Annotated in this window: 23 protein-coding genes and 1 tRNA gene; 18 read left to right on the top strand and 6 right to left on the bottom strand. The window is 62.5% G+C overall.

Going from position 1 to position 25,709, the window contains the following annotated elements:
- The first annotated feature begins 203 nt into the window (after positions 1-203).
- Both H7X45_RS15165 and H7X45_RS05125 read left to right on the top strand, forming a co-directional pair.
- A complete protein-coding gene (locus H7X45_RS15165; RefSeq protein ID WP_214645516.1) occupies positions 204-2,129 on the top strand; it encodes a sensor histidine kinase in 1,926 nt (641 codons plus the stop codon).
- The gene (locus H7X45_RS05125; protein ID WP_187336451.1) at positions 2,126-2,482 is read left to right on the top strand and encodes a response regulator; all 357 of its coding nucleotides are present in this window, start codon (positions 2,126-2,128) and stop codon (positions 2,480-2,482) included. Before H7X45_RS15165 ends, H7X45_RS05125 begins: the two co-directional genes overlap by 4 nt.
- A gap of 104 nt (positions 2,483-2,586) precedes the next feature.
- Here the strand turns inward: H7X45_RS05125 and H7X45_RS05120 are convergent, their stop codons facing one another.
- Positions 2,587-3,294: an SDR family NAD(P)-dependent oxidoreductase gene (locus H7X45_RS05120; RefSeq protein WP_187336450.1), complete on the bottom strand. Its 708-nt coding sequence runs from the start codon at positions 3,292-3,294 to the stop codon at positions 2,587-2,589.
- Positions 3,295-3,432: 138 nt separating this feature from the next.
- A complete protein-coding gene (gene purF / locus H7X45_RS05115) occupies positions 3,433-4,893 on the bottom strand; it encodes an amidophosphoribosyltransferase (RefSeq protein WP_187336449.1) in 1,461 nt (486 codons plus the stop codon).
- 142 nt (positions 4,894-5,035) lie between these two features.
- Here purF and H7X45_RS05110 point away from each other — a divergent pair, with 142 nt between their 5' ends.
- Positions 5,036-5,290, top strand: a complete 255-nt coding sequence (locus H7X45_RS05110; RefSeq protein WP_187336448.1) for a Rho termination factor N-terminal domain-containing protein — start codon at positions 5,036-5,038, stop codon at positions 5,288-5,290.
- Between the two features lie 89 nt (positions 5,291-5,379).
- On the opposite strand, the gene H7X45_RS05105 is transcribed toward H7X45_RS05110, so the two are convergent.
- Complete coding sequence (locus tag H7X45_RS05105; RefSeq protein ID WP_187336447.1) at positions 5,380-5,730, bottom strand: hypothetical protein; 351 nt, start codon at positions 5,728-5,730, stop codon at positions 5,380-5,382.
- A 144-nt stretch (positions 5,731-5,874) separates the two neighbouring features.
- On the opposite strand from H7X45_RS05105, the gene hisI reads away from it, so the two are divergent.
- The 10 genes from hisI to H7X45_RS05055 all read left to right on the top strand — a co-directional run bounded on the left by hisI (position 5,875) and on the right by H7X45_RS05055 (position 14,492).
- Positions 5,875-6,237, top strand: coding sequence for a phosphoribosyl-AMP cyclohydrolase (gene hisI, locus H7X45_RS05100; protein ID WP_187336446.1), 363 nt, complete (start codon positions 5,875-5,877; stop codon positions 6,235-6,237).
- A complete protein-coding gene (locus H7X45_RS05095; protein ID WP_187336445.1) occupies positions 6,234-6,761 on the top strand; it encodes a hypothetical protein in 528 nt (175 codons plus the stop codon). Before hisI ends, H7X45_RS05095 begins: the two co-directional genes overlap by 4 nt.
- 231 nt (positions 6,762-6,992) lie before the next feature.
- Positions 6,993-7,445, top strand: a complete 453-nt coding sequence (locus H7X45_RS05090; RefSeq protein WP_187336444.1) for a MerR family transcriptional regulator — start codon at positions 6,993-6,995, stop codon at positions 7,443-7,445.
- 38 nt (positions 7,446-7,483) lie between these two features.
- A complete protein-coding gene (locus H7X45_RS05085; RefSeq protein WP_187336443.1) occupies positions 7,484-9,271 on the top strand; it encodes an acyl-CoA dehydrogenase C-terminal domain-containing protein in 1,788 nt (595 codons plus the stop codon).
- A 107-nt stretch (positions 9,272-9,378) separates the two neighbouring features.
- Positions 9,379-10,329 carry an ACP S-malonyltransferase gene (fabD, locus tag H7X45_RS05080; RefSeq protein ID WP_187336442.1) on the top strand — a complete coding sequence of 317 codons (951 nt, stop codon included), beginning with the start codon at positions 9,379-9,381 and terminating at the stop codon, positions 10,327-10,329.
- 48 nt (positions 10,330-10,377) lie between these two features.
- A complete protein-coding gene (gene fabG, locus H7X45_RS05075) occupies positions 10,378-11,118 on the top strand; it encodes a 3-oxoacyl-ACP reductase FabG (protein ID WP_187336441.1) in 741 nt (246 codons plus the stop codon).
- Between the two features lie 158 nt (positions 11,119-11,276).
- Complete coding sequence (locus H7X45_RS05070; protein WP_187336440.1) at positions 11,277-11,519, top strand: acyl carrier protein; 243 nt, start codon at positions 11,277-11,279, stop codon at positions 11,517-11,519.
- A gap of 132 nt (positions 11,520-11,651) precedes the next feature.
- Complete coding sequence (gene fabF, locus H7X45_RS05065) at positions 11,652-12,908, top strand: beta-ketoacyl-ACP synthase II (protein WP_187336987.1); 1,257 nt, start codon at positions 11,652-11,654, stop codon at positions 12,906-12,908.
- A gap of 83 nt (positions 12,909-12,991) precedes the next feature.
- Positions 12,992-13,963 (top strand): endolytic transglycosylase MltG, encoded by a 972-nt coding sequence (gene mltG, locus H7X45_RS05060; protein WP_187336986.1) that lies wholly within the window; start codon positions 12,992-12,994, stop codon positions 13,961-13,963.
- A gap of 49 nt (positions 13,964-14,012) precedes the next feature.
- Positions 14,013-14,492 (top strand): 2'-5' RNA ligase family protein, encoded by a 480-nt coding sequence (locus H7X45_RS05055; protein ID WP_187336985.1) that lies wholly within the window; start codon positions 14,013-14,015, stop codon positions 14,490-14,492.
- On the opposite strand, the gene H7X45_RS05050 is transcribed toward H7X45_RS05055, so the two are convergent.
- Positions 14,489-15,739 carry an NAD(P)/FAD-dependent oxidoreductase gene (locus H7X45_RS05050; RefSeq protein ID WP_187336439.1) on the bottom strand — a complete coding sequence of 417 codons (1,251 nt, stop codon included), beginning with the start codon at positions 15,737-15,739 and terminating at the stop codon, positions 14,489-14,491. The genes H7X45_RS05055 and H7X45_RS05050 overlap by 4 nt on opposite strands.
- Positions 15,740-15,858: 119 nt before the next feature.
- Here H7X45_RS05050 and H7X45_RS05045 point away from each other — a divergent pair.
- Positions 15,859-15,935 (top strand) — tRNA-Met (locus tag H7X45_RS05045).
- A gap of 178 nt (positions 15,936-16,113) precedes the next feature.
- A complete protein-coding gene (locus tag H7X45_RS05040) occupies positions 16,114-17,367 on the top strand; it encodes a tyrosine-type recombinase/integrase (RefSeq protein WP_187336438.1) in 1,254 nt (417 codons plus the stop codon).
- A gap of 7 nt (positions 17,368-17,374) precedes the next feature.
- Here H7X45_RS05040 and H7X45_RS15215 read toward each other — a convergent pair whose 3' ends face one another.
- Positions 17,375-17,578, bottom strand: a complete 204-nt coding sequence (locus tag H7X45_RS15215) for a DUF5818 domain-containing protein (protein ID WP_246449829.1) — start codon at positions 17,576-17,578, stop codon at positions 17,375-17,377.
- Positions 17,575-18,165: a lytic transglycosylase domain-containing protein gene (locus H7X45_RS05035; protein ID WP_187336437.1), complete on the bottom strand. Its 591-nt coding sequence runs from the start codon at positions 18,163-18,165 to the stop codon at positions 17,575-17,577. Before H7X45_RS05035 ends, H7X45_RS15215 begins: the two co-directional genes overlap by 4 nt.
- A gap of 138 nt (positions 18,166-18,303) precedes the next feature.
- Between H7X45_RS05035 and H7X45_RS05030 the strand changes: the two genes are divergently transcribed.
- The 3 genes from H7X45_RS05030 (at position 18,304) to H7X45_RS05020 (ending at position 25,613) form a co-directional block, all read left to right on the top strand.
- Positions 18,304-19,212 (top strand): DUF7146 domain-containing protein, encoded by a 909-nt coding sequence (locus H7X45_RS05030; protein WP_187336436.1) that lies wholly within the window; start codon positions 18,304-18,306, stop codon positions 19,210-19,212.
- A 75-nt stretch (positions 19,213-19,287) separates the two neighbouring features.
- The gene (locus H7X45_RS05025) at positions 19,288-23,535 is read left to right on the top strand and encodes a strawberry notch family protein (RefSeq protein ID WP_187336435.1); all 4,248 of its coding nucleotides are present in this window, start codon (positions 19,288-19,290) and stop codon (positions 23,533-23,535) included.
- Between the two features lie 104 nt (positions 23,536-23,639).
- Positions 23,640-25,613, top strand: coding sequence for a ParB/RepB/Spo0J family partition protein (locus tag H7X45_RS05020; protein ID WP_187336434.1), 1,974 nt, complete (start codon positions 23,640-23,642; stop codon positions 25,611-25,613).
- The last annotated feature ends 96 nt before the right edge of the window (positions 25,614-25,709 follow it).

The raw sequence follows: 25,709 nt of genomic DNA, 5'->3' as shown, positions 1-25,709 counted from the left end.
AAGCTGCGGCCAGCGTAGCGAGAAGCCCCTCGAACAGAGTTTAGGAGGTTGGTTTAAAAAGGATGAGGGTGCGAGCTCCAAGATCATCCCGGGTGCACCGATCGATCTATGGCCAAGCGGTTGTGATACTGAAAAATTGACGAATTAACTTTACTGATGGCAAGGATCGCAATGCCAGCGAGGCGATTGTGGTCGGAGCGTACATGCAGACAGTCGAAGCAAGACCGGACGGTCGGGGATCGGTCGACGCTGCACTCATCGGCCTATTGCGCTTGGCGCGACTCCTCTTCGACGTTCCTGCCGCGGCCTTCTGGGTCGAGGAGGGGGGTAGGGAGCGCTTGGCCGCTTATGTCGGGGACGAGCAACCGATCCGCACGGCTTATGAAGCAGATTTGCGAGCCAGGTTCGAAGAACGCCAATTTTTCGTGCTCCCTGATCTGCAGGCTGGGGATACATTCAAGGCTGGCACCGAACCAATCGGGTTTGTCGCAGGCATTCGTGAGAAGCTCGCGAGCGAGCATGCGAGTGTCACACTGATTGTCGCTGACACAAAAGCGCGCCCGGCCGGGATCACCGATGAGCAGCACAGCGCATTCGAGGCCATTTGCGCGCAGGCCGTGACGCAGCTTGAACTGCGGCAGTCACAAGCCATGCAGGCCGAGATGATGGACCGGTTGTCCTTCTTCGACCGGCTGGCTACCGCGACGCAAGAGCTTGAAGATGCCTCCGCGATCATGCGGACGGTCGCACGTCTGACTGGCGAATTTCTCGATGTTTCCATCTGTGCCTATGCCGACATGCATGAAGATGAAAACGGCTTCACGATCACGGGAGACTGGACGGCACCCGGATCGGCCAGCATCGTCGGCACGTACGAACTGGCCGATTTCGGCGACACTGCGGTCTCCAATCTCAGTTCGAACCTTCCCCTCGTTGTGGATGATGTGATCGCGCAGCTCCCAACCGCTGCTGCCACGACATTTCAGAGCATCGGGATCGCTGCGACGATCTGCCTGCCACTCGTGAAGGAAGACAGGCTGACTGCCCTGATGGCGGTTCATAGCGCGACACCGCGGATATGGACCGATGTAGAGCTGAGTTTGATCCGTGAGGTGGTGGAACGATCATGGGCGCATATCGAACGCGTCCGGGTTGAGCGCACGCTTCGCGAAACAAGCCGTCGATTGAACGCTATCCTCAGTAACACGCGAGAGGCTGTGTTCCTTATGGATGAGCAGCAGATTTGCATCTACGCCAATATCGCTGCGGAACAATTGACCGGCTATTCCTTCGAGGACATGCGAGGGCGCCCGCTGCACGATGTCGTCCACCATAAAAAGCCGGATGGATCGCATTACCCGATCGAGGAATGCCCCATCGATCGCGCCTTTCCCGAACGCGCGCAGACCAGCGGCGAGGAATTGTTTGTCGCGCCGGACGGGACTTTCTATCCCGTCGGTTTCACGGCGAGCCCGGTTCTCGACGATGATGGAAATCCGATCGGCACGGTAATCGAAGCGCGAAACATAGCGGAAGAGAAGCGTTTCCAAGAGCATCAAGTGCTTTTGATCGACGAGCTAAATCACCGCGCAAAGAACCTGTTGGCGATCGTTCAGGGGATAGTTGCGCAGACGATGACTTCGTCCGATCCCGAAATTCGCAAGGCGCTCGAAGGACGGTTGATGGCGCTGGCCGCGGCGCACAGCCTGCTAACAAAGAAGAATTGGGAGCCTGCTCCGCTGAGGCAGCTCGTGAATGATGCTATCGCTCCGCACGTCGCCGGCCATGTCATCAGCATAGAAGGGCCTGAATTGATGCTCCCTTCCAAGACGGCGATATCGATGGTCTTGGCCATGCACGAGCTCGTGACGAACGCCGTTAAATATGGAAGCCTGTCCGTGCCTGATGGACGCGTAGAAGTGCAATGGGAAGTCGACGGCGATGACCTGAATTTTCAATGGCAGGAATTCGCAGGCCCCGAAGTCGTCGCCCCGACGAAGCGCGGTTTTGGCAGCAAAATGCTGGAGCGCGGGCTGGCGGCGGAACTAGACGGTTCGGTGAGGATTGAGTTTCCCGCTGAGGGAGTAATTTGCAAAGTGCGCGCTTCAATTCCGAAAACTGCGATATGAGTTCGTTCGCAGACAAAACCGTTCTTGTCGTTGAAGATGAGCCGATCGTGGCGATGCACACCGAGGACCTTTTGTCTGCGCTCGGTTTCGTCAATATCGTGGTGGTGGGAGGAGTCCGTCGCGCGGTAGAAGCACTCGCCGCATTCTCAATCGATCTAGCTGTGCTCGATATCAACCTGAACGGCGAGAAAAGCTTTCCGATCGCCGAACGTCTTGCCGAACGATCGATCCCGTTTCTGTTCGCTACGGGTTATTCCGATCAAAAAACGCCGTTTCCCGACGCAATCTTGATCAATAAGCCGTTCAGCTCAGAAAATCTCGAGAGCGGTATTCGCACTATCCTCCCGGTCTGACACGATCAGACGAAATAGGGGCGCGGTAGCGGAAAGCCGATTGGCGGCTCTCCATGTTCGGGAATGCAGAAAGCGTCTGACGGGAACCGGTCAGGGGGTAATCACTACCCCTCAACCCGCATCCGGTGCCCCGTTTCGAAATCACTCGCCAGCAGCTCCGCTACCGCGTCCGCGACGGCTTCGGGAGGTTTGACGCTCTCAGGGTCTTCGCCGGGATAAGCGTTTTCGCGCATTTTTGTGCGCGTGGCGCCGGGGTCCAGGATGGCGGCGCGGACATTGCTGAGGCGTTTGACCTCTTGGGCATAGGCCTGGACCATCACCTCCAGCGCGGCCTTGCTGGCGCCGTAAGCTCCCCAATAGGGGCGCGGGGTCTGGCCGACGCTGCTGGTGACCGCGATCAGGCGGCCGGCGTCGCTCTTCCGTAGCAGCGGATCGAAATTGGCGATCAGCGCCTGCTGCGCCACGATGTTGAGCGTGAGGAGCTTGTTGAACTCCTTGCCATCGATCGCCGTGACGGGGCCCAGATTTCCGAGCATCGCGGCGTTCAGAACCAGCAGGTCCAGCTTGTTCCAGCGCTGCGAGATCGCTGTGGCCAGGCGGGCGATGCTGTCCCCCTCTGTCAGGTCCATCGGCGCAATGGTGGCGTGGCCGCCGCTCTCGAAGATCTCGTCCTCCACCTTCTCCAGCGCGTCGGAGGTGCGGGCGGTGAGCACGACATGATAACCGTCCGCCGCCAGCCGCTTCGCCAGCGCCGCGCCGATGCCGCGGCTTGCCCCGGTAACGAGGGCGGTTTTCTGGGGGGTGTCGGTCATGATGCGCTTCCGTCTTTTCAAATCATGGTGTTTCGTCATTGCGAGGCCGCAGGCCGAAGCAATCCAGAGTGGCTGCAGCGCTGTATCTGCCCTGGATTGCTGCGTCGCTTCGCTTCTCGCAATGACGCTGCCGCTTAATTACTCCGCCGCCTCCACGTTCAGCAGGGTCAGCTGATCGGGCCGTTCCAGCGCGTCGTGATCGGTCAGGCGCGTGGGGTAATCGCCGGTGAAGCACGCATCGCAATATTGCGGGCGCGGATCGTCGCGGCGGGCCTCGCCCAGCGCGCGGTAGAGACCGTCGATGGTGAGAAAATCCAGGCTGTCGGCATGGATGAAGTCGCGCATTTCGTCGATGCCCATGCGGCTGGCGAGCAGCTTGGAGCGTTCTGGCGTATCGACGCCGTAGAAACAGCTGTGGCGCGTGGGCGGGCTGGCGATGCGCATGTGCACTTCGCGCGCGCCGGCATCGCGCATCATCTGGACGATCTTGAGCGACGTGGTGCCGCGCACGATGCTGTCATCCACCAGGATGATGCGCTTGCCGTTGACGAGCGGCTTGTTGGCATTGTGCTTCAGCTTGACGCCCAGATGGCGCACCCCGTCGCCCGGCTGGATGAAGGTGCGCCCGATATAGTGGGATCGGATGATGCCGAGTTCGAACGGAATGCCGCTCTCTTCCGCATAGCCGATGGCTGCGGGCGTGCCGCTGTCCGGCACTGGGATGACGATGTCCGCCTCCACCGGGTTCTCGCGCGCCAGCTCCGCGCCGATCGCCTTGCGCACGGAATAGACCGAGCTGCCGTCGACGATGCTGTCGGGGCGGGAGAAATAGACATGTTCGAAAATGCACGGGCGCGGGCGGTTGTTGCCGAACGGGCGGTGGGAGCGGATCTCGCCATTTTCCACCTCGACCATCTCGCCCGGCTCGACCGAGCGGACATAATCCGCGCCGACGATATCGAGCGCCACGGTTTCGCTCGCGAAGATGATGCTGTCGCCCAGCTTGCCCATGACGAGCGGACGGATGCCCAGCGGATCGCGGCACGCGACCATGCCGCGCGGCGTCATGCAGATGAGCGAATAGGCACCCTCCACCTGCTTCAGCGCGTCGATGAAGCGGTCCAGCATGGTCCGGAACTGCGAGGTGGCGACGAGGTGGATGATGACTTCGGTGTCGGACGTCGACTGGAAGATCGAGCCGTTGCTCACCAGCTCACGCCGCAGCGCCATGGCGTTGGAGATGTTCCCGTTGTGCGCGATGGCGAAGCCGCCGCTCGCCAGCTCCGCGAACAGGGGCTGCACGTTGCGCAGGCCCGATTCGCCATGCGTGGAATAGCGGGTGTGGCCGATCGCCGATCCGCCGGGCAGCGCGGCGATCACGTCCTCCCGGTCGAAATTGCCGGCGATATGGCCGGCGGCGCGGTGGCTGTGGAACTCGGCACCGTCGAAACTGACGATGCCTGCGCCCTCCTGTCCGCGATGTTGCAGCGCGTGGAGGCCGAGCGCGGCCATGGCGGCAGCGTCGTTGGCGCCGGCGACGCCGAAAACGCCGCACTCTTCGCGCAATTTGTCGTCGTCATAGGGGTGGGTCGTCAACATGGGCGATCCTGATCGAAGCGGGGGGCAGGGCCTGATGGGGGCGCATATAGGGGGGCCGGGGCGGCTTGTCTCCCTTTTGTCATCAATCCGGCGGAACACTCCGGCGCGACACGCCGTTTTGCTGGGGAAAAGGAGTGAAGCCATGCCCGCGAAGAACGACCCCGGCCCGTCCGTGAAGGACAAGGAAACCTATGAGGCGCTGCGCGACGACGGCGCGTCCAAGCAGAAGGCCGCGCGCATCGCCAATGCGAAGGCGAACGATTCGATCGATCATGACAGCCGCAAGCTGGAGGATCGCACAAAGGACGAGCTTTACGAAGAAGCGCAGGAGATCGGCATCGAAGGCCGGTCCGATATGACCAAGGAAGAGCTGATCGAGGCGATTCGGAACAATTGAGCAGGCGCTGACAGCGCGACCGAGTGCTTCTGGCGAGCGGGTGGAACGGTGGAGTTTAAGCGGAAAGCTGACTTGCTCAGCCAAACCGCTCAGTTTTGTGAAGCGAACACAGCTGGCAGAAGTCCAAGCACAACTATCGCCCCGCCGATTACGATAATATGGTCCTGCTGTCCGATGATGACGATAATTAAGATCATCGACGCGGCAATAAGATTAAGACCCTTGAACCAGACGGAGCCAGCGAATTTGGCGAATAGACCGTTTGCAAGACACAGTATTGCAAGAGGTGCGAGAATTGCAGCCCAGATTGCTGAAAGCCAGACATCCTCTGGCTCTTCAGAATACTCGCCAATGGAATCCCCGATTGAGACGGCCGCCAAAAATACAGTAAGGCACAAGACCCAACCTAGCAATAGATTGTATCTGCGGATGATCGTCATCGGGCGAGTTTACCCGAATGCATTACTTCCGCAATGGGGTCGATTGCAGACAGACGGCTACTACGGATTTCCGCCTGATCCCTTCAGCGCCCATCGGCAGCTGGGCAGTTGATGCGGAGCGCCCGCGCCGCTAGCCCTCGGTTCATGGACAATGCGCGCGAAACCGGGCTGGTGCTCGATCCCAAATTCGGCCCCGACGGGCTGCTGACGGCGGTAGTGACCGATGTTGCCGATGGCACGGTCCTGATGGTCGGCCATATGAACCGCGAGGCGCTGAACCTGACGCTGGAGACTGGCGAGACCTGGTTCTTTTCGCGCAGCCGTCTGAAGCTGTGGAAGAAGGGCGAGAGCAGCGGCAATGTGCTAAGCGTCGAAGAGGTGCGGATCGATTGCGATCAGGATGCCGTCCAGGTGATCGCGCGGCCCGCGGGCCCGACCTGTCATACCGGCACGCGCAGCTGCTTCTATCGCCGCGTGAAGGCCGACGGGACACTGGAACGTCTGTGAGGCGGTTTGCTCCGGCGCTGCTGCTGCTGGGCCTTCCGGCTTGCGGCTCCGAAACGCAGGCGCCCGAGCCGCCGCCCGATCCCACCGGTGCGGGCGCGGCGCTGGAGAAAAGCGCGATTGCGCGCGGCGTGATACCCGATCCCGAGAGCATCGAGCTGGAAGGGCGGTTCGAGCGTCGCAGCGACCTCGGCACCGATAAGTTCTGCGCGGTGCGCGCGGGCGACGATCGCTACCGCATCGGTATCCTGGCCAGCTTCGGCCCCGGCAGCACCTGCGAAGGGCAGGGCGAGGCGCGGCCCGACGGAGACGGTTTTGCGCTGCGCTTCGAGGAAGCGGAAGGTTGCGAGCTTCACGCCAGCTTCGACGGCGACGAACTGCGCATCGACGGCGCGGTGCCAGAAGCCTGCTCGGCCCTCTGCGATTCTCGCGCTAGCCTAGCGGGGACGAGCTATTATCTCGTCGAGCCGGGCGCGAAGGCGGCGCGGCGAACCGTGGGTGCGCAGGTGGAGCGGTTGTGCGGGTGATAATGCGATAAGCGAACGGTTCGCTTCTAAACCCGTTCGTGCTGAGCTTATCGAAGCATCGTACTGCCTAGCCTGCAAGTGCTGACAAGAAGAACGGCCCGTCGACAAGCTCAGGGCGAACGGAGGTCGCGGGCGCTTGGCAGGTTCCATCCTGCGATGACGCGTCAAACTTGACGTTTACGCAAACGTAAAGTACATTGCTTTTCGTTCCGTGCATCCAAGGAGCCCGTCATGCCGCAGCCCATTTCCGGAAACGCCACGATCGACACGCCGGGCGACGGGCGTGAGCGGTATGGCATCTCCGATCTCAGCCGAGAGTTCGACGTCACGCCGCGCGCGCTCCGGTTCTATGAGGACCAGGGGTTGATCGCGCCCGAGCGTTCGGGCCTGTCGCGCATCTATTCCAAGCGGGATCGCGCCCGCCTTGCGTGGATACTGCGTGCTAAGCGCGTGGGTTTCAGCCTCTCGGAAATTCGTGAGATGATCGATCTCTACGATGTGGACGACGGCCGAAACAAGCAGCGCCGCGTTACCATTGAGAAATGCCGTGAACGGATCGACAGCCTGACCCGCCAGAAGGCGGATATCGAGAGCGCGATCGACGAACTCATCGATTTCGTGGCGCAGGTGGAAGAGGTGGAGCGTGAAGAGATGCGCGAAACCCGCACCGCCCGCCGCGCCTGAATTCATACCGACAAAAACCGACAGCCTAAGGACTCGCAATGCCCCAATATCGTGCCCCCGTCCGCGACACCCGTTTCATCCTGGATCATGTGATCGGCCTCGATCGCTATTCGAACCTGCCCGGTTTCGAGAACGCTTCCTCCGACATGGTCGAGGCGATTCTGAACGAAGGCGGCAAGTTCGTTGCCGAAGTCCTGTTCCCGCTCAACCAGAGCGGCGATCAGGAAGGCTGTACGCGCCATGAGGACGGCAGCGTGACGACGCCCAAGGGCTTCAAGGAAGCCTACGCCCAGTTCCGCGAGGGCGGCTGGGGCACGCTTGCCGCGCCGGAAGAGTTCGGCGGGCAGGAGCTGCCGCACGTCATGGCGATGGCGTTCGAGGAATATATGACCAGCGCGAACATGGCCTTTGCTATGTATCCGGGGCTGACCCACGGTGCCGTTTCCGCAATTCTCGCCAAGGGTTCTCAGGAACAGAAGGAAAAATATGTTCCCAAAATGGTGTCCGGCGAATGGGGCGGCACCATGAACCTGACCGAGCCGCAGTGCGGCACCGATCTTGGCCTAATCCGCACCAAGGCCGTGCCGAACGAAGATGGCAGCTATGCCATCACCGGCACCAAAATCTTCATCTCGTCGGGCGAGCATGACCTGACCGACAACATCATCCACCTCGTCCTCGCCAAGACGCCGGACGCGCCGGACAATGTGAAGGGGATCAGCCTGTTCATCGTGCCCAAGATGATGGTGAACGACGACGGTTCGCTTGGCGATCGGAATGCCGTGACCTGCGGCTCGATCGAGCACAAGATGGGCATCCACGGCAATTCGACCTGCGTCATGAACTATGACGGTGCCACCGGCTATATGGTCGGCGAGGAGAATAAGGGCCTGGCCGCCATGTTCATCATGATGAACGCCGCGCGCCTCGGCGTCGGTCTGCAGGGCTTGGGCGTCGCTGAAGTCGCCTATCAGAACGGCGTGCAATATGCCGCCGATCGCCGCCAGGGCCGCGCGCTCACCGGCCCGAAGGACACTGACGAGAAGGCCGACACGCTGTTCGTTCATCCCGACGTGCGCCGCATGTTGATGGAGGGCAAGGCGCTGACCGAGGGCCTGCGCGCGCTGTGCATCTGGGGCGCCTTGCAGGTGGACCTTACGGTGAAATCCACCGATGACGATGAAAAGCAGATGGCGGACGACCTGATCAGCCTGCTGACCCCCGTCATCAAGGGCTATGGCACCGACAAGGGTTATGACATCGCCACCAATATGCAGCAGGTCTATGGCGGCCATGGCTACATCGCCGAATGGGGCATGGAGCAGTATGTCCGCGATGCGCGTATCGCCATGATCTACGAAGGCACCAACGGCGTGCAGGCGATGGATCTGGTCGGCCGCAAGCTGGCCCAGAACAACGGCCGCGCCATCCAGGCCTTCTTCAAGCTGGTCGACGACGAATGCGCCGATGCCAAGTCGGACGAGAAGGTGAAGGACTTCGCCGAGCGTCTGGAGAAGGCCAATGGCGAGCTGAAGGCGGCGACGATGTGGTTCATGCAGAACGGCATGCAGAACCCCAATAATGTCGGCGCGGGCGCGCACAGCTACATGCATATCATGGGCATCGTGGCGCTGGGCCTGATGTGGCTGCGCATGGCGCGCGCTGCCGCGGGCATGGAAGGCGACAGCTTTGCCGAAGCCAAGCTCGTCACCGCGCGCTTCTTCGCCGAGCGGATCATGCCGGACGCCGGCGCGCTTCGCCGCAAGATCGAAGCGGGCGGCGAAAGCCTGATGGCGCTGGAGCCGGAGATGTTCGCCGCGGCGTAACAGCCGGGAGCATCCGTACCGAACAGGAGTGTGGCGGGCGCAGTCTTGCGCTCGCCCGCCCGCCGTCCTAACCCGCCGCCCAAATTCAACAGCGGACAGGACTTGGCATGCGTGCATTCATTTTTCCCGGACAAGGCAGCCAGAAGGTCGGCATGGGCGCCGATCTTGCCGAAGCGAGCGTGCATGCGCGCGAACTGTTCGAGGAAGTGGACGACGCGCTCGGCCAGAAGCTGTTCCAGCTGATGAAGGACGGCCAGGCCGAGGAACTGACCCTCACCGAGAACGCACAGCCCGCGATCATGGCGCTGTCCATGGCGGTGATCCGCGTGCTGGAGAAGGAAGGCGGCGTGAAGCTGGCCGATGTGGCGGGCTGCGTCGCCGGGCACTCCTTGGGCGAATATAGCGCGCTGCGCGCTGCGGGCGCGATCCCCGTGGCCGAGACGGCGCGCCTTCTGAAGCTGCGCGGCCAGGCGATGCAGCGTGCCGTGCCGGTGGGCGAGGGCGCGATGGCCGCGCTGCTCGGCGCCGATGTCGCCAAGGCCGAAGACTTGGCCGAAGCCGCCGAGGCGGACGGCGAGACCTGCACCGTCGCGAACGACAATGATCCGGGTCAGGTCGTCATTTCCGGCCACAAGGCGGCGATCGACCGCGCCGTGGCGATGGTGAAGGACGATAAGGATTCTTGGGGCATCAAGCGCGGCGTGCTGCTGCCCGTGTCCGCACCATTTCACTGCCCGCTGATGAAACCCGCAGCCGAGGAAATGGAAAAGGCGCTGGCCGAGACCGCGATCCGCGCGCCGTCGGTACCGCTCTACGCCAACGTCACTGCCGAGGCGGTGAGCGATCCGGACGTGATCCGCGAACTGCTGGTCGATCAGGTGACGGGCCGCGTGCGCTGGCGCGAGAGCGTGCTCGCGATGCATCAAGGCGGCGCCGAGCGCTTCGTCGAGATCGGCGGCAAGGTCGTCGGCCCGATGGTCGGCCGCATTGTCTCCGACGCCGAAGTCATGAGCGTACAGTCGATGGACGACATCGAGGCGCTGATCAAAAGCCTTTGAGAGTTAAACAGCCCGGAGACGGGCAAATTGTAATTCATGGAGAGACCAATGTTCGACCTTTCAGGCATGACCGCGCTCGTAACCGGGGCCAGCGGGGGGATCGGGTCCGCGATCGCCGCGGCGCTGGCGGAACAGGGTGCGACGATCGCGCTGTCCGGCACACGCGAGGGCAAGCTGGATGAAGTGAAGGCCACGCTGGCGGGCGAGAACCACGTCTGCCTGCCCTGCAACCTGTCCGATCCGGAAGCGGTGGATGCATTGGTGCCGTCCGCCATCGAAAAGCTCGGCAAGCTCGATATCCTCGTCAACAATGCCGGCATAACCCGCGACAACCTCGCCATGCGGATGAAGGACGAGGAGTGGAACGATGTGATCAAGGTGAACCTGGAGGCCGCTTTTCGCTTATCGCGGGCTGCCGCGCGGCCGATGATGAAGGCGCGTTTCGGGCGTATCGTCTCGATCACCAGCATCGTGGGGGCCACCGGCAATCCGGGCCAGGCGAATTACGCCGCGGCCAAGGCGGGCCTCGTCGGGATGTCCAAGGCGCTGGCGCAGGAACTGGCGAGCCGCGGCATCACCGTGAACTGCGTGGCGCCCGGTTTCATCCGTTCGGACATGACAGACGCGCTGCCGGATGCGCAGAAGGCCGCGCTGCTCGGCCGGATCCCGGCAGGCGATCTGGGCGAGGGCAAGGACATCGCGGCCGCCGTCACCTATCTCGCATCGCGCGAGGCGGGTTATGTGACCGGCGAGACGCTGCACGTGAACGGCGGCATGGCGATGCTCTGACGCCGAGCGTCTCGGCAGCCCGCGCCCGGCGGAGCCGCTGGCGGGTTCAGCCGTTATACAGCCAACACCGCCCGCGCGGGCCCTCTTGCCTATAAGGCAAGGCCCAAGTAGGGCAGCGGACGACAAACAGTTTCTAGACCATAAAAGGGGCTCATCTCATGAGTGATGATATTGCGGAACGCGTAAAGAAGATCGTTGTTGAACATCTCGGCGTGGAATCCGACAAGGTGACTGAGGATGCGAGCTTCATCGACGACCTCGGCGCGGACAGCCTCGATATCGTCGAGCTGGTCATGGCGTTCGAAGAAGAATTCAACGTCGAGATTCCGGACGATGCCGCTGAGAAGATCACGACCGTGAAGGACGCGATCGATTATATCCGGAACGTAAAGGCCGGTTGATCGGACGGCTGGCCGTTAGGGCCGGTGATTGATTTCAGGCGGCCCTCCGGTCCGGTTAGCGGGCGGAGGGCCGTTTGCGTTTGAGGCCCGGAGGCGGGCCGCATGGCAAGATTGAAGGTTGAGGGACAAGACATGCGTCGGATCGTGGTAACGGGGCTCGGGCTGGTGACGCCGCTGGGTGCGGACGTGGAAACCGCCTGGAAGAACATCCTCGCCTCCAAATCGGGCGCGGGGCCGATCACGCGTTTCGACGCGAGCAATCAGAAATGCCAGATCGCGTGCGAGGTAAAACCCAAGGATCACGAATTCGGCTTCGATCCGGACAAGCGCGTTGACCACAAGGTCCAGCGGCAGGTCGATCCTTTCATCGTTTACGGCATCGATGCCGCCGGTCAGGCGCTCGAGGATGCCGGCCTTGCCGATATGGACGATGATCTGAAGCTGCGCACCGGCGTTTCGATTGGTTCGGGCATTGGCGGGCTGCCGGGCATCGAGATCGAATCGGTCAATCTGCACGAACGCGGGCCGGGCCGGGTCAGCCCGCATTTCGTCCACGGCCGCCTTATCAACCTCATCAGCGGTCAGGTTTCGATCAAATATGGGCTGATGGGGCCGAACCATGCGGTTGTCACCGCCTGCTCCACGGGCGCGCACTCGATTGGTGATGCTGCGCGCATGATCCGTGATGGCGATGCCGACGTGATGCTGGCAGGCGGTGCGGAAAGCACGATCAACCCGCTTGGCGTCGCCGGCTTTGCTCAGGCGCGCGCTCTCAACATGAGCATGAACGATCGCCCGACCGAGGCCAGCCGCCCTTATGACAAGGACCGCGACGGCTTCGTGATGGGCGAGGGCGCGGGCGTGGTCTGCCTGGAGGAATATGAGCATGCCAAGGCGCGCGGCGCGAAGATCTACGCCGAAGTCGTCGGTTACGGCCTGTCGGGCGATGCCTATCATGTCACGGCTCCCCATCCCGAAGGCAAGGGCGCCGAGCTTGCGATGCGCATGGCCCTGCGCAAGGCGGGCATGGAGCCTTCGGACATCGATTATATCAACGCCCACGGCACCTCGACCATGGCGGACACGATCGAACTGGCCGCGGCCAAGCGCGTGTTCGGCGACGATTTGTCCGGCGCGTCGATGTCGTCCACCAAGTCGGCGATCGGCCATCTGCTTGGCGGCGCGGGTGCGGTGGAGAGCATCTTCTGCATCCTGGCACTGCGCGACCAGATCGTGCCGCCCACGCTCAATCTGGACAATCCGGACGAAGGCACCGAGGGCGTGGACCTTGTCCCCCATAAGGCGCGTGAGCGCGAAGTGCGCGCGGTTCTGAACAACAGCTTCGGCTTCGGCGGCACCAATGCCAGCCTGGTGATGAAGAAGATCTGATCTTGCGCTGACAAAGAGCAGGCTTCGGCGGGAAGAGCGCATGCGCTCTTCCCGACTGCCAGCTCGCGCGCTAAACCATGCCGATGCGCAAAATCGGTCTCTTCATCCTTGTCATCGCCATCGGCGCGGCGCTCTTCGTGGGCGGAAACTTCGTCTATGGCTGGACCGCAGCGGGACCGGCCCCGAAGGACCTGACGGTCGTGATCAAGGAAGGCTCCACGCTCACCAAGGCGGCGGAGACGTTGCAGGAGGCAGGCGCGATCAAGTCCGCGCAGGCGTTCCTAAACCGCGCGCGCCTGCTGGGCGGCGGTGCCAACATCAAGGCAGGCGAGTTCTTCATTCCCGCGGGGGCCAGCAATTCGGACGTGATCGACATCCTGCAGGGCGGGGATACCATTTCCCGGCTGGTGACCATCCCCGAGGGCATGCCCTCCGTCATGGTGCGCGACACGCTGATGGCCGAGCCGCTGCTGACCGGTAACGTGGAAGTGCCCGCCGAGGGCTCCGTCCTGCCCGAAAGCTACAGCTTCCAGCGCGGCGAAACGCGTCAGGCCGTGCTGGGTCGCATGCAGGCCGCGATGCAAAAGACGATGGCCGAGCTTTGGCCGAAGCGTGATCCCAACATCGTGGTGAAAACACCGCAGGAAGCCCTTGCGCTGGCCTCAATCGTGGAAAAGGAAACGGCTGTGCCGTCCGAGCGTACGACGGTCGCCGCGGTCTATTCCAACCGCCTGCGCCAGAATATGATGCTGCAGGCGGACCCGACGATCATCTACCCGATCACGAAGGGCAAGCCGCTGGGCCGGCGCATCCGCCAGTCCGAGATCGCGGATGTGAACGATTACAACACCTATTCCATGACCGGTCTGCCCAAAGGGCCGATCGCCAATCCCGGCCGTGCCTCCATCGAGGCGGTGCTGCATCCGGCGGACAGTCCGGCGCTTTATTTCGTGGCGAATGGAAAAGGCGGCCACGTCTTCGCCAACACGCTGGCGGAGCACAACGCCAACGTCGCCAAATGGTACGCCATCCGCCGCCAGCGGGGAGAGATGTGAGGAGGCGGGGCCGGTGAGCGATCCCGCACCGATCATCGTTACCGCCCTGATGGGGCCGGAGAGTTTCGCCTGGGCCAACGGCCTGCGCCAGCGACATTTCCCTCCGGAACGCAATTTTCTCGACGCGCATGTGACGCTCTTTCACCACTTGCCGCCATCCTGTACGCGGGAAGTGGAGCAGGCGCTCGCCCGGCTGGCCGCGGATCATCCGCCGCCGCGCGCACAGCTCAGCGAGGTGATGCATCTGGGCAAGGGCGTGGCCTACCGGATCGAAAGCCCGGACCTGCTGGCGATGCGGGACGAACTGGCGGAGCGTTTCCACGGCATGCTGACGCCGCAGGATCAGGCGCGCCCACGGCTCCATGTCACGGTGCAGAACAAGGTGACGCCGGCCGAATCGAAAGAGCTGTTCGCGCAGCTAAAGGAAAGCTTCGAGCCGCGGCCCTTTGCCATCACCGGGCTCGGCAGCTTCTATTATCGCGGCGGGCCGTGGGAAAAGATCGGCCGCCACAGCTTTCGCGGGCGCTAGACGAGCGCAACTTCCTTCAGCGTCAGGTCCGCATCGGCCAGTTGCTCGCGATCGGGATGTGCCTTTGCCGTGATCAGCGCACGCCCCTGCGCATAGTCCTTGGTTTTGTTGACGCAATCGAGCGCGATCAGCTGCCCGTCGCGCAGATAAGCGAGCGAGAAGCTGCGCTCCGCCGGATCGCCGCGCAGCACGCAATCGTCGAAGCCGGTCGATAGTCCCACGGTCTGCAGCTTCAGATCATATTGGTTGGACCAGAACCAGGGCACGGCGTCGTAATCCATCGGCTTGCCCAAGATGTGCATCGCGGCCACGCGCGCCATGTCATTGGCGTTCTGCACCGATTCCAGCCGGATATGCGCGCCGTCGGCATAGGGATTGCCGTGCGCCGCGCAGTCGCCGATTGCGTACACATCGGGCAGGCTGGTGCGGCACTGGCTGTCGATATCGACGCCGTTGCCGCCGGCCGCTCCCGCGCTCACAAGCGGACCGACTTCGGGAACGATTCCGATACCGATCAGCCCCATGTCCATCGGAATGGATTCGCCGCTAGTGAGCACCGCTGAGACGGCACGCCCGCGCTCATCGGTTTCGAACATTTCGACCATCGATTCGAGCCGGATGTCGACGCCCTGATCGCGATGTTCGCCTTCGTAGAAGCGCGACAGCTGCGGCCCGGCGACGCGGGCGAGCACGCGGTCCAGCGCCTCCAGGACGGTGACCTGCTTGCCCATTTTGCGCATTACCGCGGCTGCCTCCAGCCCGATATAACCGCCACCGACGATGACGATCCGCTGCGTTTCGTCCAGCTGCTCGCGGATCAGATCGACATCGCGCTTGCGGCGGATGGCGTGGATGTTCGCTGCGCCCGCGCCGGGGCAGGGCAGCATGCGGGGGCTGCCGCCCGCCGCCCAGATCAGTTTGCCGAACGCCACTTCCCGATCATTTGCAAGCCGCAGCGTTTTCGCCAGCGGGTCGACCGAGGCCACCCGCGCGCCGGACTGAAAATCGATGCCGCGCTCGCCCCAGAAATCCTCCGGACGCAACAAAATGCGCTCGAACGGCTTGTCCCCGGCGAGATATTCCTTGCTGAGGGGCGGGCGTTCATAAGGATGCGCCCGCTCGTCCCCGAAGAGCCCGATCGTGCCTTCAAACTTGCCCTGCCGCAGATTGATCGCTGCCTGCGCCCCGGCATGGCCTGCCCCAACAATGAGGACATCGTACTGTTCGCTCGAATTTTCGCTTTCCATGGGCGCATTGGTGGCTCGTACCGCGGCGCGATGCAATACGGCAGGGGGTTATTGACGCCGCCAGAACCCCGCCTTATAGCGCCGCGATCCGGCGGGCAGACCCGCCGGAAGCCCGATGGGGCGGAGTAGCTCAGGTGGTTAGAGCAGCGGAATCATAATCCGCGTGTCGGGGGTTCAAGTCCCTCCTCCGCTACCATTCTCGAATCCGCATGGGTTCGTTTGGGGCCGTATGCATCCGCAAAATTCAATTAAAACAGAATGATGTGAGCGATTCGCGTCCGCTTGCGTGCGCTTGCATTCGCTTGAAGCCGGATTTGGTGTGGGGGTATTTTGGGGGTATTTTCCGGGGGTAGCGAAAAGGAGCGATACCCCCAATGGCCTTGAGTGAGATTCAGATCAAAAAAGCGAAGGCGGCAGAACGCCCATACAAGCTTGCGGATGGGGAGGGTCTATTCCTTCTTGTTCAAAAGAACGGCTCGAAGCTCTGGCGGCTGAAATACCGGTGCCACGGTAAGGAGAAGCTGCTTTCTTTCGGCGCCTATCCCGAAGTAGGAATAGCGGCAGCAAGAGAACTCAAGAAAGTTGCCAAGGGGGTGTTGGCCGAGGGTAGGGACCCGATGGTCCACAAACCAGGTCGGGATTTCGAACAGGCCAAGACCTTTAGGGCGATCGCCACCATGTGGCATCAGAACAGAGCAGGTAGTCTCGACCCCGCGCATGCGAAGCGTGTCTGGTCGCGCATGGACCAAGATGTGTTTCCTGTCTTGGGCGAACTCATGATGCATGAGATAACTCCACCAGAAGTCCTGAAGGTCATTCGGAAAATCGAGGAACGCGGCGCGCTCGACATCAGTCGGCGGGCAAAGCAATGTATCGGACAGGTATTCCAGTTCGCTATTGCCAGCGGCCTTTGTGATTCCGACCCTACTGCGCATCTTCGCGGGGCATTGAAGCCACGGCCTCGGGTCAAGCATATGGCGAAGCTACCTCTCGCGCAGCTACCCGAGCTGATGATTAAGATCGAGCAATATCAAGAAGAGGGTGAAAGACGCTCCGAGATTACCCGGGCAGCATTGATTTTCGCTCTTCTTACATGGGTGCGGACGAAGGAGCTTCGGTTCGCCAAGAAGCACGAGTTCGAAGATCTGGGTGGACCTTCACCAGCATGGCGCATTGGCGCTGATCGGATGAAAATGGGTCGCGAGCATATTGTGCCATTGTCACGGCAAGCTGCCTCACTAGCCGAAGAAATGATCAGCAAGTCCGAAGGCGAATACGTTTTTCCAGGTCAAAAGCCCAAGATGCCGCTTTCCGAGAATACGATGATCTACGGCCTATATCGGCTTGGGTACCACGGGCGGCAAACTGTTCATGGTTTCAGAGGTCTGGCGAGCACTTGGGCAAACGAGCAGCTTGTCGAAGTTGGCGAACCCCCGATGTGGATCCGGAGATATCATGAGGATTGGGTCGAACTGCAATTGGCGCACAGCGAAGAGAACGAAGTTCGCGGAGCCTACAATGCTGCGGAATATCTCGCTCCTCGTCGTGCAATGTTGCAGGATTGGGCAGATTACCTCGACTGCCTTGGCGGCAAAGCGCAGAACATTGCTGTTTTGAGGGCCGCTTGACCCGCTCCTAACCTGTCGCCTGTCCTAGCCATTCCACCCGAAGGCGGTCGAACCCGACAACGATACCCTCTGCGGTAACTTCAAATCCGAAGTCATCGTTCGAGGGTTCATAGTCTTCGAGAACCCAGTGATCCCCTGCATCAGTCACGATGGCGGCTCCTCGGGGAAGGTGCTCAAGCCGTCCGCTAATCCTTTTCCGATTCGTATTCATGTCGAGCTGTATGCCATCCATCGCGCGATAACGCTCTTTACATATCCAGGTGTTTCTCGATTTTTCGGTATCCCGCCGGCTCGCGACACAGCGCCAGGGCCTGCATTGTAAGCGGCCAGCGCGAGATGGATCGCGCCGAAGCGATCAAGCATCAGCTTCAGATAGCGCGCGCCACCGTCGATGTTCTGAACCGGATCGTGGCGATTGCTGACACCAAGTTCCCTTGCGGTTCCCGGCATGAGTTGAGCGAGCCCCGCCGCGCCAGCCGGACTGATTGCCATGGGGTTGAACCGAGATTCCTGCCACACCAGCGCCTGGAGGAGGCGAGGAGGGAGCGAGTATCGCGCTTCGGCTTGCCGAATGAGTGGCTCATACAAGGCTTCCTTGAAGCTTCGATCGATGTCGGCCGGCTGGTCATCTGGTTTACCGAGATACATCGCAGTTGGGTTGAACCCGGCCTCTTCATCGATCGCAATCTCAACCTTGCCAAGGTCATGATCGAATACCTGAAATTCCTGCGCACGGGCGGATCCCGAGATCGCAACCGTGAGGGCACAGCATGTGCCAGTTACCCAGAACAAGTTCATCACTTTGCCTTTCGCCTTGCCTCGAATCGTTTGAGAACATAAATAGAACAACAAGGTGTAGGAAAGCGCCTTCTGCAGGTTTACCCGAGAGGAGAGGAGCTCGTTTGGAGGGGGCAATTATGCGGCGATGGAGCCAGTATGCCCGTTTCGAATTCGACCCTGTCACGTACCTCGCTTGAGGACACCGCCCGCAAGATCTGCGAAAGCCGGGGCGGCAAGTGGTCCGGCACCAAGGGCATGGCCTGCTGCCCTGCGCATGAAGATCGCACGCCGTCACTCGGTGTGTCGCTCGGCCGACAGGCCATCCTCTTCCACTGTTTCGCGGGATGCGATCAGCAGAGCGTGCTGGCTGCTTTGGCGCGTGAAGGTTTCGAGGCACCGGCGCTTTTTTCAGCTTCTGAGATCACCAACGAACCCGGACCGGCCAGCACCCGCGAACCCTCGGCGGCAGCGCTGAGGATCTGGCGCGATGCACAGCCACTGCGTGCCAGTCCGGCAAAGGCTTATCTTGAGAGCCGCGGCATCCTCGCCGCATCGCCGGTGCTGCGCTTCCATCCACGAACACCGCTTGGTCCGAAGGGACGCACTCGCTTTTTGCCCGCCATGATTGCGGCGGTCAGCCTCGACGAGGGGCCGGTCGCCATCCACCGCACCTTCCTTTCGGGCACTGCCAAGGCCGACTTCGACAAGCCGAAGCGTGCGCTCGGCGCGCTCGGTGAAGCTGCCGTCCGTCTCTTCGTTCCGGCCTCTGGCAAGCTCGGCCTCGCCGAGGGCATCGAGAGCGCGATGTCGGCCTATGCTCTCACCGGCATTCCCGTCTGGGCGACCCTGGGCAATGAGCGCTTCGGCCTCGTGAGCGTGCCCGAAAGCGTCACCGAGCTTCACCTCTTCGTCGATCACGATGCTGGCGGCGAGCTGGCTGCCTCGCGTGGGCTCGCCGCTTATGCCCGCGACGGGCGGACGATCCACGTTCGCAAACCATCCTCACGCGACACCGACTGGAACGATGAACTTACAGCATGGCTGCGCCGCAAGGCGGCGCGGTAGAGGAGAGAGGGCTTCTCGAATTCCTGATCCGGCAGAGGGCCTGTCCCGATGCCCTCATCAGGAGGACGAATTGCCATGTTTCAATCAGACCTGTTTCCCGCCGGCGAGCAATTGTCGTCAGTGCCATTGGCTTACGCTGTCGGTGCCAGGATTGCCGCGCTTCTCGCTTCGGGACGTCATCTTACCCGTGCCGACATTTCCGGGATGTTTGCCGACGAGACCGGCGTCGTGGACTGGGGAAGCGCCTGGACCATCGATGACTACAACAACGCGGTCGAGATCGGGGCGCTGCTCTGGCTTCGCGAGTCTTCGCGCATAGATCTGGCGACCAGCGTGCACGAAGCCGAAGCGCGGTTCGACTGGCTCGAAGCAGCCTTGCCGCCGCGGCACGTTCGCAGCGAAGCACAGGTCGAGCTCCAGCAGTTCTCGACCCCGCCAATGCTGGCCTGGCTGATGGCGAAGGCCGCAGCTGTCTGCGCGCAAGACACGCTCCTCGAACCGTCCGCAGGCAATGGTGCCCTTGCTCTCTGGGGTTGCCTCCAGAACGCTTCGCTGCTTCTCAACGAGATCGATCCGGCAAGACGAGACGGTCTGGCCCACGTCTTCCCCACGGCCACCATCACTGCGCATGACGGGGAACTGATCGCCGACTTGCTTCGCGGCCATGTTCCGTCTGCCGTGCTGACGAACCCGCCGTTCGCTCACAGCCTGGAACGCGGCAAGGACGGTGAGACCGCTATGCGTCACCTACGCGGTGCAATCCGGGCCGCTGCTAATCGGGCGAGGATCGTCGCCATTATGCCTGAAGGCTTCGACGCCTCCACCTTCGCCAAGGAACAGGACGAAGCATCGCTGCTCCTCGATGTTCGGCTGCAGCAGATGTTTCGCCGGACAGGGACGGGGATCGCTGTTCGCCTGGTTGTGTTCGACAAGACGCCGACTGCGTCCTCGCCTGCGATCATCGGAGATACTGCCGACCTCATCTCGCTCCACGAGCTTATCACTGCGCTTCCGCCACGCGTACAGACCTCCGCCAACATCTATCGCCTGCCGCTCGGCAAGCCAGTGCGCCTCGTTGGCAAGACTTCGGCCCAAAGCGCGCCGGTGCGGCCGCTGGCGCCGTTCGCCGCGACACCAGCAGCCACGGCGAATGCGATCGATCTTGCCTATTCTGTTCTCGCCGACCCCGCGCCGGTGCCTGAACAGGCAGGCATCTACCTGCCTTACCGGCCCAGCCGCATCGTGTTCGAAGGTGCGCCGGTTCATCCCACCCCGCTCGTGGAATCGGTCGCCATGGGTTCGGTCGCAGCACCCCAGCCGGACGTCACACCGCGCCTTCCCGCTTGCTGGAAGGCCGAGGGCCTTCTGTCCGAAGCGCAATGCGAGACACTGGTCTACGCTGCCCAGGCATTTGCGCGCGATCTTCCGGGTCAGTTCAAGGTGAGCCAGGAAGGCACCTCGCTGGAACTCTCCGAGGACGGACACTCTTACCGCCAAGGCTTCTTCCTCGGCGACGGAACCGGAGCGGGCAAAGGACGGCAGATCGCCGCGGTCATCATGGACCGATGGCTCGCAGACGAGCGCCGGCATGTCTGGATCACCAAGAACGAGGCGCTGCTCGAAGATGCACGCCGCGACTGGGAAGCGCTTGGCGGGCTGCCGCTCGACATTCAGCCACTCTCACGCTGGAAACTTGGCCACCCCGTAACGATGTCCGAAGGCATTCTCTTCGTCACCTATCCGACGCTGCGCTCGGGCCGCGCCGAAGACACGCGGCTCGACCAGATCCTTGCCTGGGCGGGCGTAGATTTCGACGGCGTGATCGCCTTCGACGAAGCCCATGCGATGGCCAATGCGCTCGGGGGCTCTTCAACCCGCGGCAAGGTCAAAGGATCCGAACAGGGCATGGCGGGCCTACGGCTACAGAACCATCTGCCGCGCGCCCGCGTGCTCTATGCTTCGGCCACTGGCGCCTCGGATATCGCCAACCTCGGTTACACCTCACGGCTTGGCCTCTGGGGACCCGAGACCGCCTTTCCGACCCACGAGGCGTTCATGACCGAGATCCGAGCTGGCGGCGTTGCGGCGATGGAGCTCGTCGCCCGCGACCTCAAGGCCCAGGGGCTCTACCTTGCCCGTGCGCTGTCCTTCGCCGGGGTGGAGTACGAGATCCTCGAACACAGCCTGACCGAAGCACAGGTACGGATCTACGATGCCTATGCCGATGCCTGGGCGATCATTCACGGCAACCTCGAAGCTGCGCTCGAAGCAACCCGCGTGGTCGACGAGGACAGCGGCGACACGCTCAACCGCAATGCCAAAGCTGCGGCGCTGTCGATCTTCGAAGGCACCAAGCAGCGCTTCTTTGCCCAGCTCCTGCTTTCGATGAAACTGCCCAGCCTGATCCCCGCGATGGAAGCAGCGCTTGGCGAAGACCATTCGGTCGTCGTGCAGCTTGTCTCGACCGCCGAGGCTATGCTCGACCGGCGCCTTGCCGACCTTACCGTGGAAGATCGCGAAGCGCTCGATATCGATCTCTCACCGCGTGAATATGTCATCGACTACCTGGTCAAGAGCTTCCCTGTGCGCCTGATGCAGGTCTTCGCCGACGAGGACGGCAATCTTCGCTCCGAGGCGATGAGCGACGAGGAAGGCAATCCCGTTTTCTGCCCCCGCGCGATCGCCGCGCGTGACGCGCTGATCGAACAGCTTTGCGCACTGCCGCCCATCGCCACTGCGCTCGATGCGATTATCGAACATTTCGGAACCGACGCCGTGGCCGAAGTCACGGGCCGGACCCGCAGGCTTGTCCTGGGCCGCGATGGTGACCAGCGCCTCGAACGGCGTAGCCCCAGCGCCAATGTCGCCGAAGCCCAAAGCTTCATGGAAGGCACCAAGCGCATCCTGGTCTTCTCGGATGCGGGCGGCACGGGGCGTTCCTATCATGCCGACTTGGGCGCCAGGAACCAGCAGCGCAGGGTTCACTTCCTGCTTGAACCGGGATGGCGCGCCGACAACGCCATCCAGGGTCTTGGTCGTACGAACCGCACCAATCAGGCCTCGGCCCCGCTGTTCCGCCCGGTCACCACAGATGTGAAGGGCGAGCGCCGGTTCATCTCGACTATTGCGCGAAGGCTCGACGCTTTGGGCGCGCTTACGCGCGGCCAGCGCCAGACGGGCGGACAGAACCTGTTCGACCCGGCAGACAATCTTGAAAGCGACTATGCGCGCGACGCGCTCAGCCGCTGGTTCCAGCTGCTCTATGACGGCAAGCTTGAAGCCACCACCTTTGGCAACTTCGTCGAGCGCACCGGCCTCCGGCTCGAAAACCCCGATGGCGGGCTGACCGACAATCTCCCCACGATCCAGCGCTGGCTCAATCGCATCCTCGCGCTGCCGATTGCGCTCCAGAACGCCATATTCGATGAATATCTCGGCCTCGTCGAAGCGCGGATTGAAGCTGCGCGCGAGGCTGGAACGCTCGACCAGGGACTGGAGACCGTCAAGGTCGATCACTTTACGGTCCTTGCAGATGAACTCCTGCGCACCGACCCCGTGACCGGTGCCGAGACCCGTCTCGTCTCGCTCGAAGTGTCGAGGCACCTTAGGCCTCTACACTTGCAGCACCTGGTGCGGATGCACGAGATCGGCGGCCCGCACGCGATCCCGATGCACAATGCGCGCTCGGGCAAAGTCGCGCTGTCGGTTCCTGCCCGGCGCCTCATCGCTGACGACGGGGCCGTGATCGAACGTCGGCGCCTTCTGCGACCGCTCAAGTCCGCGAACTGGACGCTTGACGCACTCGCTGAGAGCCACTGGGAGGAAATTGGCGTCACCGCGTTCACGAGCGCCTGGCGGGCCGAGGAAGAGGCGGCCGCCGCTTCACCTGTGACCGAGCGCGTCCATCTCGCCACCGGGCTGCTGCTCCCGGTCTGGAAGCGCCTCCCCGGCGATCATGTTCGGGTTACCCGGCTCGTTGCCGAAGATGGCCAGTCGATCATCGGCCGCGAAGTGCTCGATATCGATCTCGCCGCAATCGCCGAGACCTTTGGTCTTTCCGGGATTGCTGGACCAACGGCAGAGCAGATCGGCGAACTCGTCCTCGCCAACGGCAAGCCGCTGGGCCTTGCAAGCCACGATGCCTTGACCGTCAAGCGATCGCTGGTCGGCGGCGAACAGCGCCTTGAACTGACCGGATTCTCGCCGGATCGCCTCGACTGGTACAAGGGCAAGGGCTGCTTCACCGAGATCATCCGCTACCGCACGCGGCTGTTCGTGCCAGTCTCCGCAGCCTCGTCGGTCCTCCCCGCGCTTGCCGCCTGATCCCTCGGGCAGACCCCAATCTCAGAATGAGAGTGGAGGGAGCCCTTTGGGCTTGTGGGCCTCGTGATCCTCACCTGCGCCTTCAATCCATCAGGAGAACACCAATGATCCAGTCGATCCCCTTGAAGAAGCTTGTTCCCAGCCCGCGTAACGTTCGCAAGTCGAACGACGTGCTGGCCGACCTCCAGCTGCGGGCAGACATCGCCGCGCGCGGCCTGCTGCAGAACCTCGTCGTACGCAAAGGAAAGCGCGGCAAGTTCGAGGTCGAGGCCGGCGGTCGCCGTCTCGCCGCGCTGCTGGCGCTGGCCGAAGAGGGCACCTTGCCCGAGAACCACGAGGTCACCTGCCTCGTCATCGAAGGCGAGGAAAGCGAAGTGCGCGAAGCCAGCCTTGCCGAGAATTTCCAGCGTCTCGCAATGAACCCGGCCGACGAGGCGCAGGCCTTCGCCTCCATCATCGAAGCAGGCGCTACCCCTGAAGACGTGGCGCGCCGCTTCGGCCTCACGGTCCGTTTCGTCGAAGGACGTCTGCGCCTCGCAAGCCTCGCGCCTTGCGTTTTCGAAGCGCTCGCCGAAGGCACGATCACGCTCGATATGGCCAAGGCCTACGGCGCGATTTCCGACGTCGAGCGCCAGGCGCATGTCTATGCCGAGCTGCAGGATGCCTGGTACCAGATCACGCCCGATACAATCCGCCGCATGGTGCTCGATGCCACGGTGCGCGGTTCCGATCCACGCGCTGTCCTCGTCGGACGCGATGCCTACATCGCTGCAGGTGGCCGGATCGAGCGCGAACTGTTCGACGATGATGCCAGCGAGAGCTGGATCGATGTCGCGCTGCTCGAAGATCTCGCGCACAAGGCCATGGATGAAGCCGCCGAAAAGGCCGCGCTCGAATATGGCCTTGCCTGGGTGCGCCCGACGCTTGGCAACTACGTCAGCCATGACCTCGTCGAAGGTCTCGGCCGTCTGCCATGCGAGCCTGCGCCGATGACCGAACAGGAAGCGAAGGAACTTGGCAAGCTCGAGGCCGACTACGACCGCGTCGCCGCCGTGCTCGAAGACGAAGACAGCGACGAGGACGAGGTCGCCAAGGCCGAACAGGAACTCGTGGTGATCGACCGCGCCATGCGTGCGCTCAATGACCGGCCGCCGGTACTCGCCGACGAACTGAAACCCGAGGCCGGCGCCTTCCTCGTCCTTTCGCGCAATGGCGAGCCGACCTTGGTCCCGCAGTACTACACCGACACCGAAGTCATCGCTGACGAGGGCGTGGTCGAGGCCATTGAAGAGAACGGTGCGGCGAAGCCAAAGGGGAGCTCATTGTCGCAGCGCCTGCTTGATGAACTCGCGATGCAACGCCGCGACATCCTGGCGATCCATCTCGCGAACGATCCGGCACTCGCGCTCGACTTCATGGTCTTCACGCTTGCCGATGCCGATGGACACGATTGGCGTGCGAAGAAAGCGTCGACGCTTGTCGGCTCGGTGGCTTCCGGGCCGGTCAGTGGGTTCGAAGCCAAGGACGCACCGGCGAGCGCTGCCCTGGCCGAGTTCGCCGGGTCGCTCGATGAAAGCTGGCGTGCTGGCGAAAGCGACGTCGAACGGTTTGCCAAATTCCGGGCGCTGTCCGACGAGGCGCGTTCGGCATGGCTCGGCCATGTCGTCTCGCGCACTTTGGTTGCCAGTCTTGCCTGCGAAGGCGAGCGCTCGGTGCCGATGCACGAGGCGCTCGGCTCCCGTCTCGACATTGAGACGGCGCATTGGTGGCGTCCCACGGCGGCGAACTACTTCGACCGCGTAGCCAAGGCCCGCACGCTCGAAGCACTCGATGCCGCAGGTGGGCCCGAACTGGTCAGTCGCTACGCTGCCTCGAAGAAGGCCGAGCTTGCGAGTGCAGCCGAGCGCATCTTCTCCGGCAACTTCATCGGCGAGACCGACGTCAAGGAGCGGGCGCAGGCTTGGGTTCCGCCGATCATGCGTTTCGCCGGTTCCGATGAAGTCGGATTGGCCGACCACAAAGAAGGCGAGGCGGTCAACGCCGAAGAAACTGACGAGGTTGCCGAGCAGGCTGCCTGACCCCTCCTGACAGGTCCAGGTCACTCGGCAGGCGGTCCGTCCCTCTCGGGACGGGCCGCCTTTTCCGTGTCAAATTTGGGGCCGCTTCGAGACAGT

Source organism: Novosphingopyxis iocasae (assembly GCF_014334095.1).
Lineage (GTDB): Bacteria > Pseudomonadota > Alphaproteobacteria > Sphingomonadales > Sphingomonadaceae > Novosphingopyxis > Novosphingopyxis iocasae.
Note: the sequence above shows the minus strand (reverse complement) of the source record. Positions and strands in the feature narration are given on the sequence as shown.

Coding starts and splice junctions, on each gene's coding strand:
- H7X45_RS15165 (WP_214645516.1), top strand. CDS start 204: ATGCAGACAGTCGAAGCAAGACCGGACGGTCGGGGATCGGTCGACGCT.
- H7X45_RS05125 (WP_187336451.1), top strand. CDS start 2,126: ATGAGTTCGTTCGCAGACAAAACCGTTCTTGTCGTTGAAGATGAGCCG.
- H7X45_RS05120 (WP_187336450.1), bottom strand. CDS start 3,294: ATGACCGACACCCCCCAGAAAACCGCCCTCGTTACCGGGGCAAGCCGC.
- purF (WP_187336449.1), bottom strand. CDS start 4,893: ATGTTGACGACCCACCCCTATGACGACGACAAATTGCGCGAAGAGTGC.
- H7X45_RS05110 (WP_187336448.1), top strand. CDS start 5,036: ATGCCCGCGAAGAACGACCCCGGCCCGTCCGTGAAGGACAAGGAAACC.
- H7X45_RS05105 (WP_187336447.1), bottom strand. CDS start 5,730: ATGACGATCATCCGCAGATACAATCTATTGCTAGGTTGGGTCTTGTGC.
- hisI (WP_187336446.1), top strand. CDS start 5,875: ATGGACAATGCGCGCGAAACCGGGCTGGTGCTCGATCCCAAATTCGGC.
- H7X45_RS05090 (WP_187336444.1), top strand. CDS start 6,993: ATGCCGCAGCCCATTTCCGGAAACGCCACGATCGACACGCCGGGCGAC.
- H7X45_RS05085 (WP_187336443.1), top strand. CDS start 7,484: ATGCCCCAATATCGTGCCCCCGTCCGCGACACCCGTTTCATCCTGGAT.
- fabD (WP_187336442.1), top strand. CDS start 9,379: ATGCGTGCATTCATTTTTCCCGGACAAGGCAGCCAGAAGGTCGGCATG.
- fabG (WP_187336441.1), top strand. CDS start 10,378: ATGTTCGACCTTTCAGGCATGACCGCGCTCGTAACCGGGGCCAGCGGG.
- H7X45_RS05070 (WP_187336440.1), top strand. CDS start 11,277: ATGAGTGATGATATTGCGGAACGCGTAAAGAAGATCGTTGTTGAACAT.
- fabF (WP_187336987.1), top strand. CDS start 11,652: ATGCGTCGGATCGTGGTAACGGGGCTCGGGCTGGTGACGCCGCTGGGT.
- mltG (WP_187336986.1), top strand. CDS start 12,992: ATGCGCAAAATCGGTCTCTTCATCCTTGTCATCGCCATCGGCGCGGCG.
- H7X45_RS05055 (WP_187336985.1), top strand. CDS start 14,013: ATGGGGCCGGAGAGTTTCGCCTGGGCCAACGGCCTGCGCCAGCGACAT.
- H7X45_RS05050 (WP_187336439.1), bottom strand. CDS start 15,739: ATGGAAAGCGAAAATTCGAGCGAACAGTACGATGTCCTCATTGTTGGG.
- H7X45_RS05040 (WP_187336438.1), top strand. CDS start 16,114: ATGGCCTTGAGTGAGATTCAGATCAAAAAAGCGAAGGCGGCAGAACGC.
- H7X45_RS15215 (WP_246449829.1), bottom strand. CDS start 17,578: ATGAATACGAATCGGAAAAGGATTAGCGGACGGCTTGAGCACCTTCCC.
- H7X45_RS05035 (WP_187336437.1), bottom strand. CDS start 18,165: ATGAACTTGTTCTGGGTAACTGGCACATGCTGTGCCCTCACGGTTGCG.
- H7X45_RS05030 (WP_187336436.1), top strand. CDS start 18,304: ATGCCCGTTTCGAATTCGACCCTGTCACGTACCTCGCTTGAGGACACC.
- H7X45_RS05025 (WP_187336435.1), top strand. CDS start 19,288: ATGTTTCAATCAGACCTGTTTCCCGCCGGCGAGCAATTGTCGTCAGTG.
- H7X45_RS05020 (WP_187336434.1), top strand. CDS start 23,640: ATGATCCAGTCGATCCCCTTGAAGAAGCTTGTTCCCAGCCCGCGTAAC.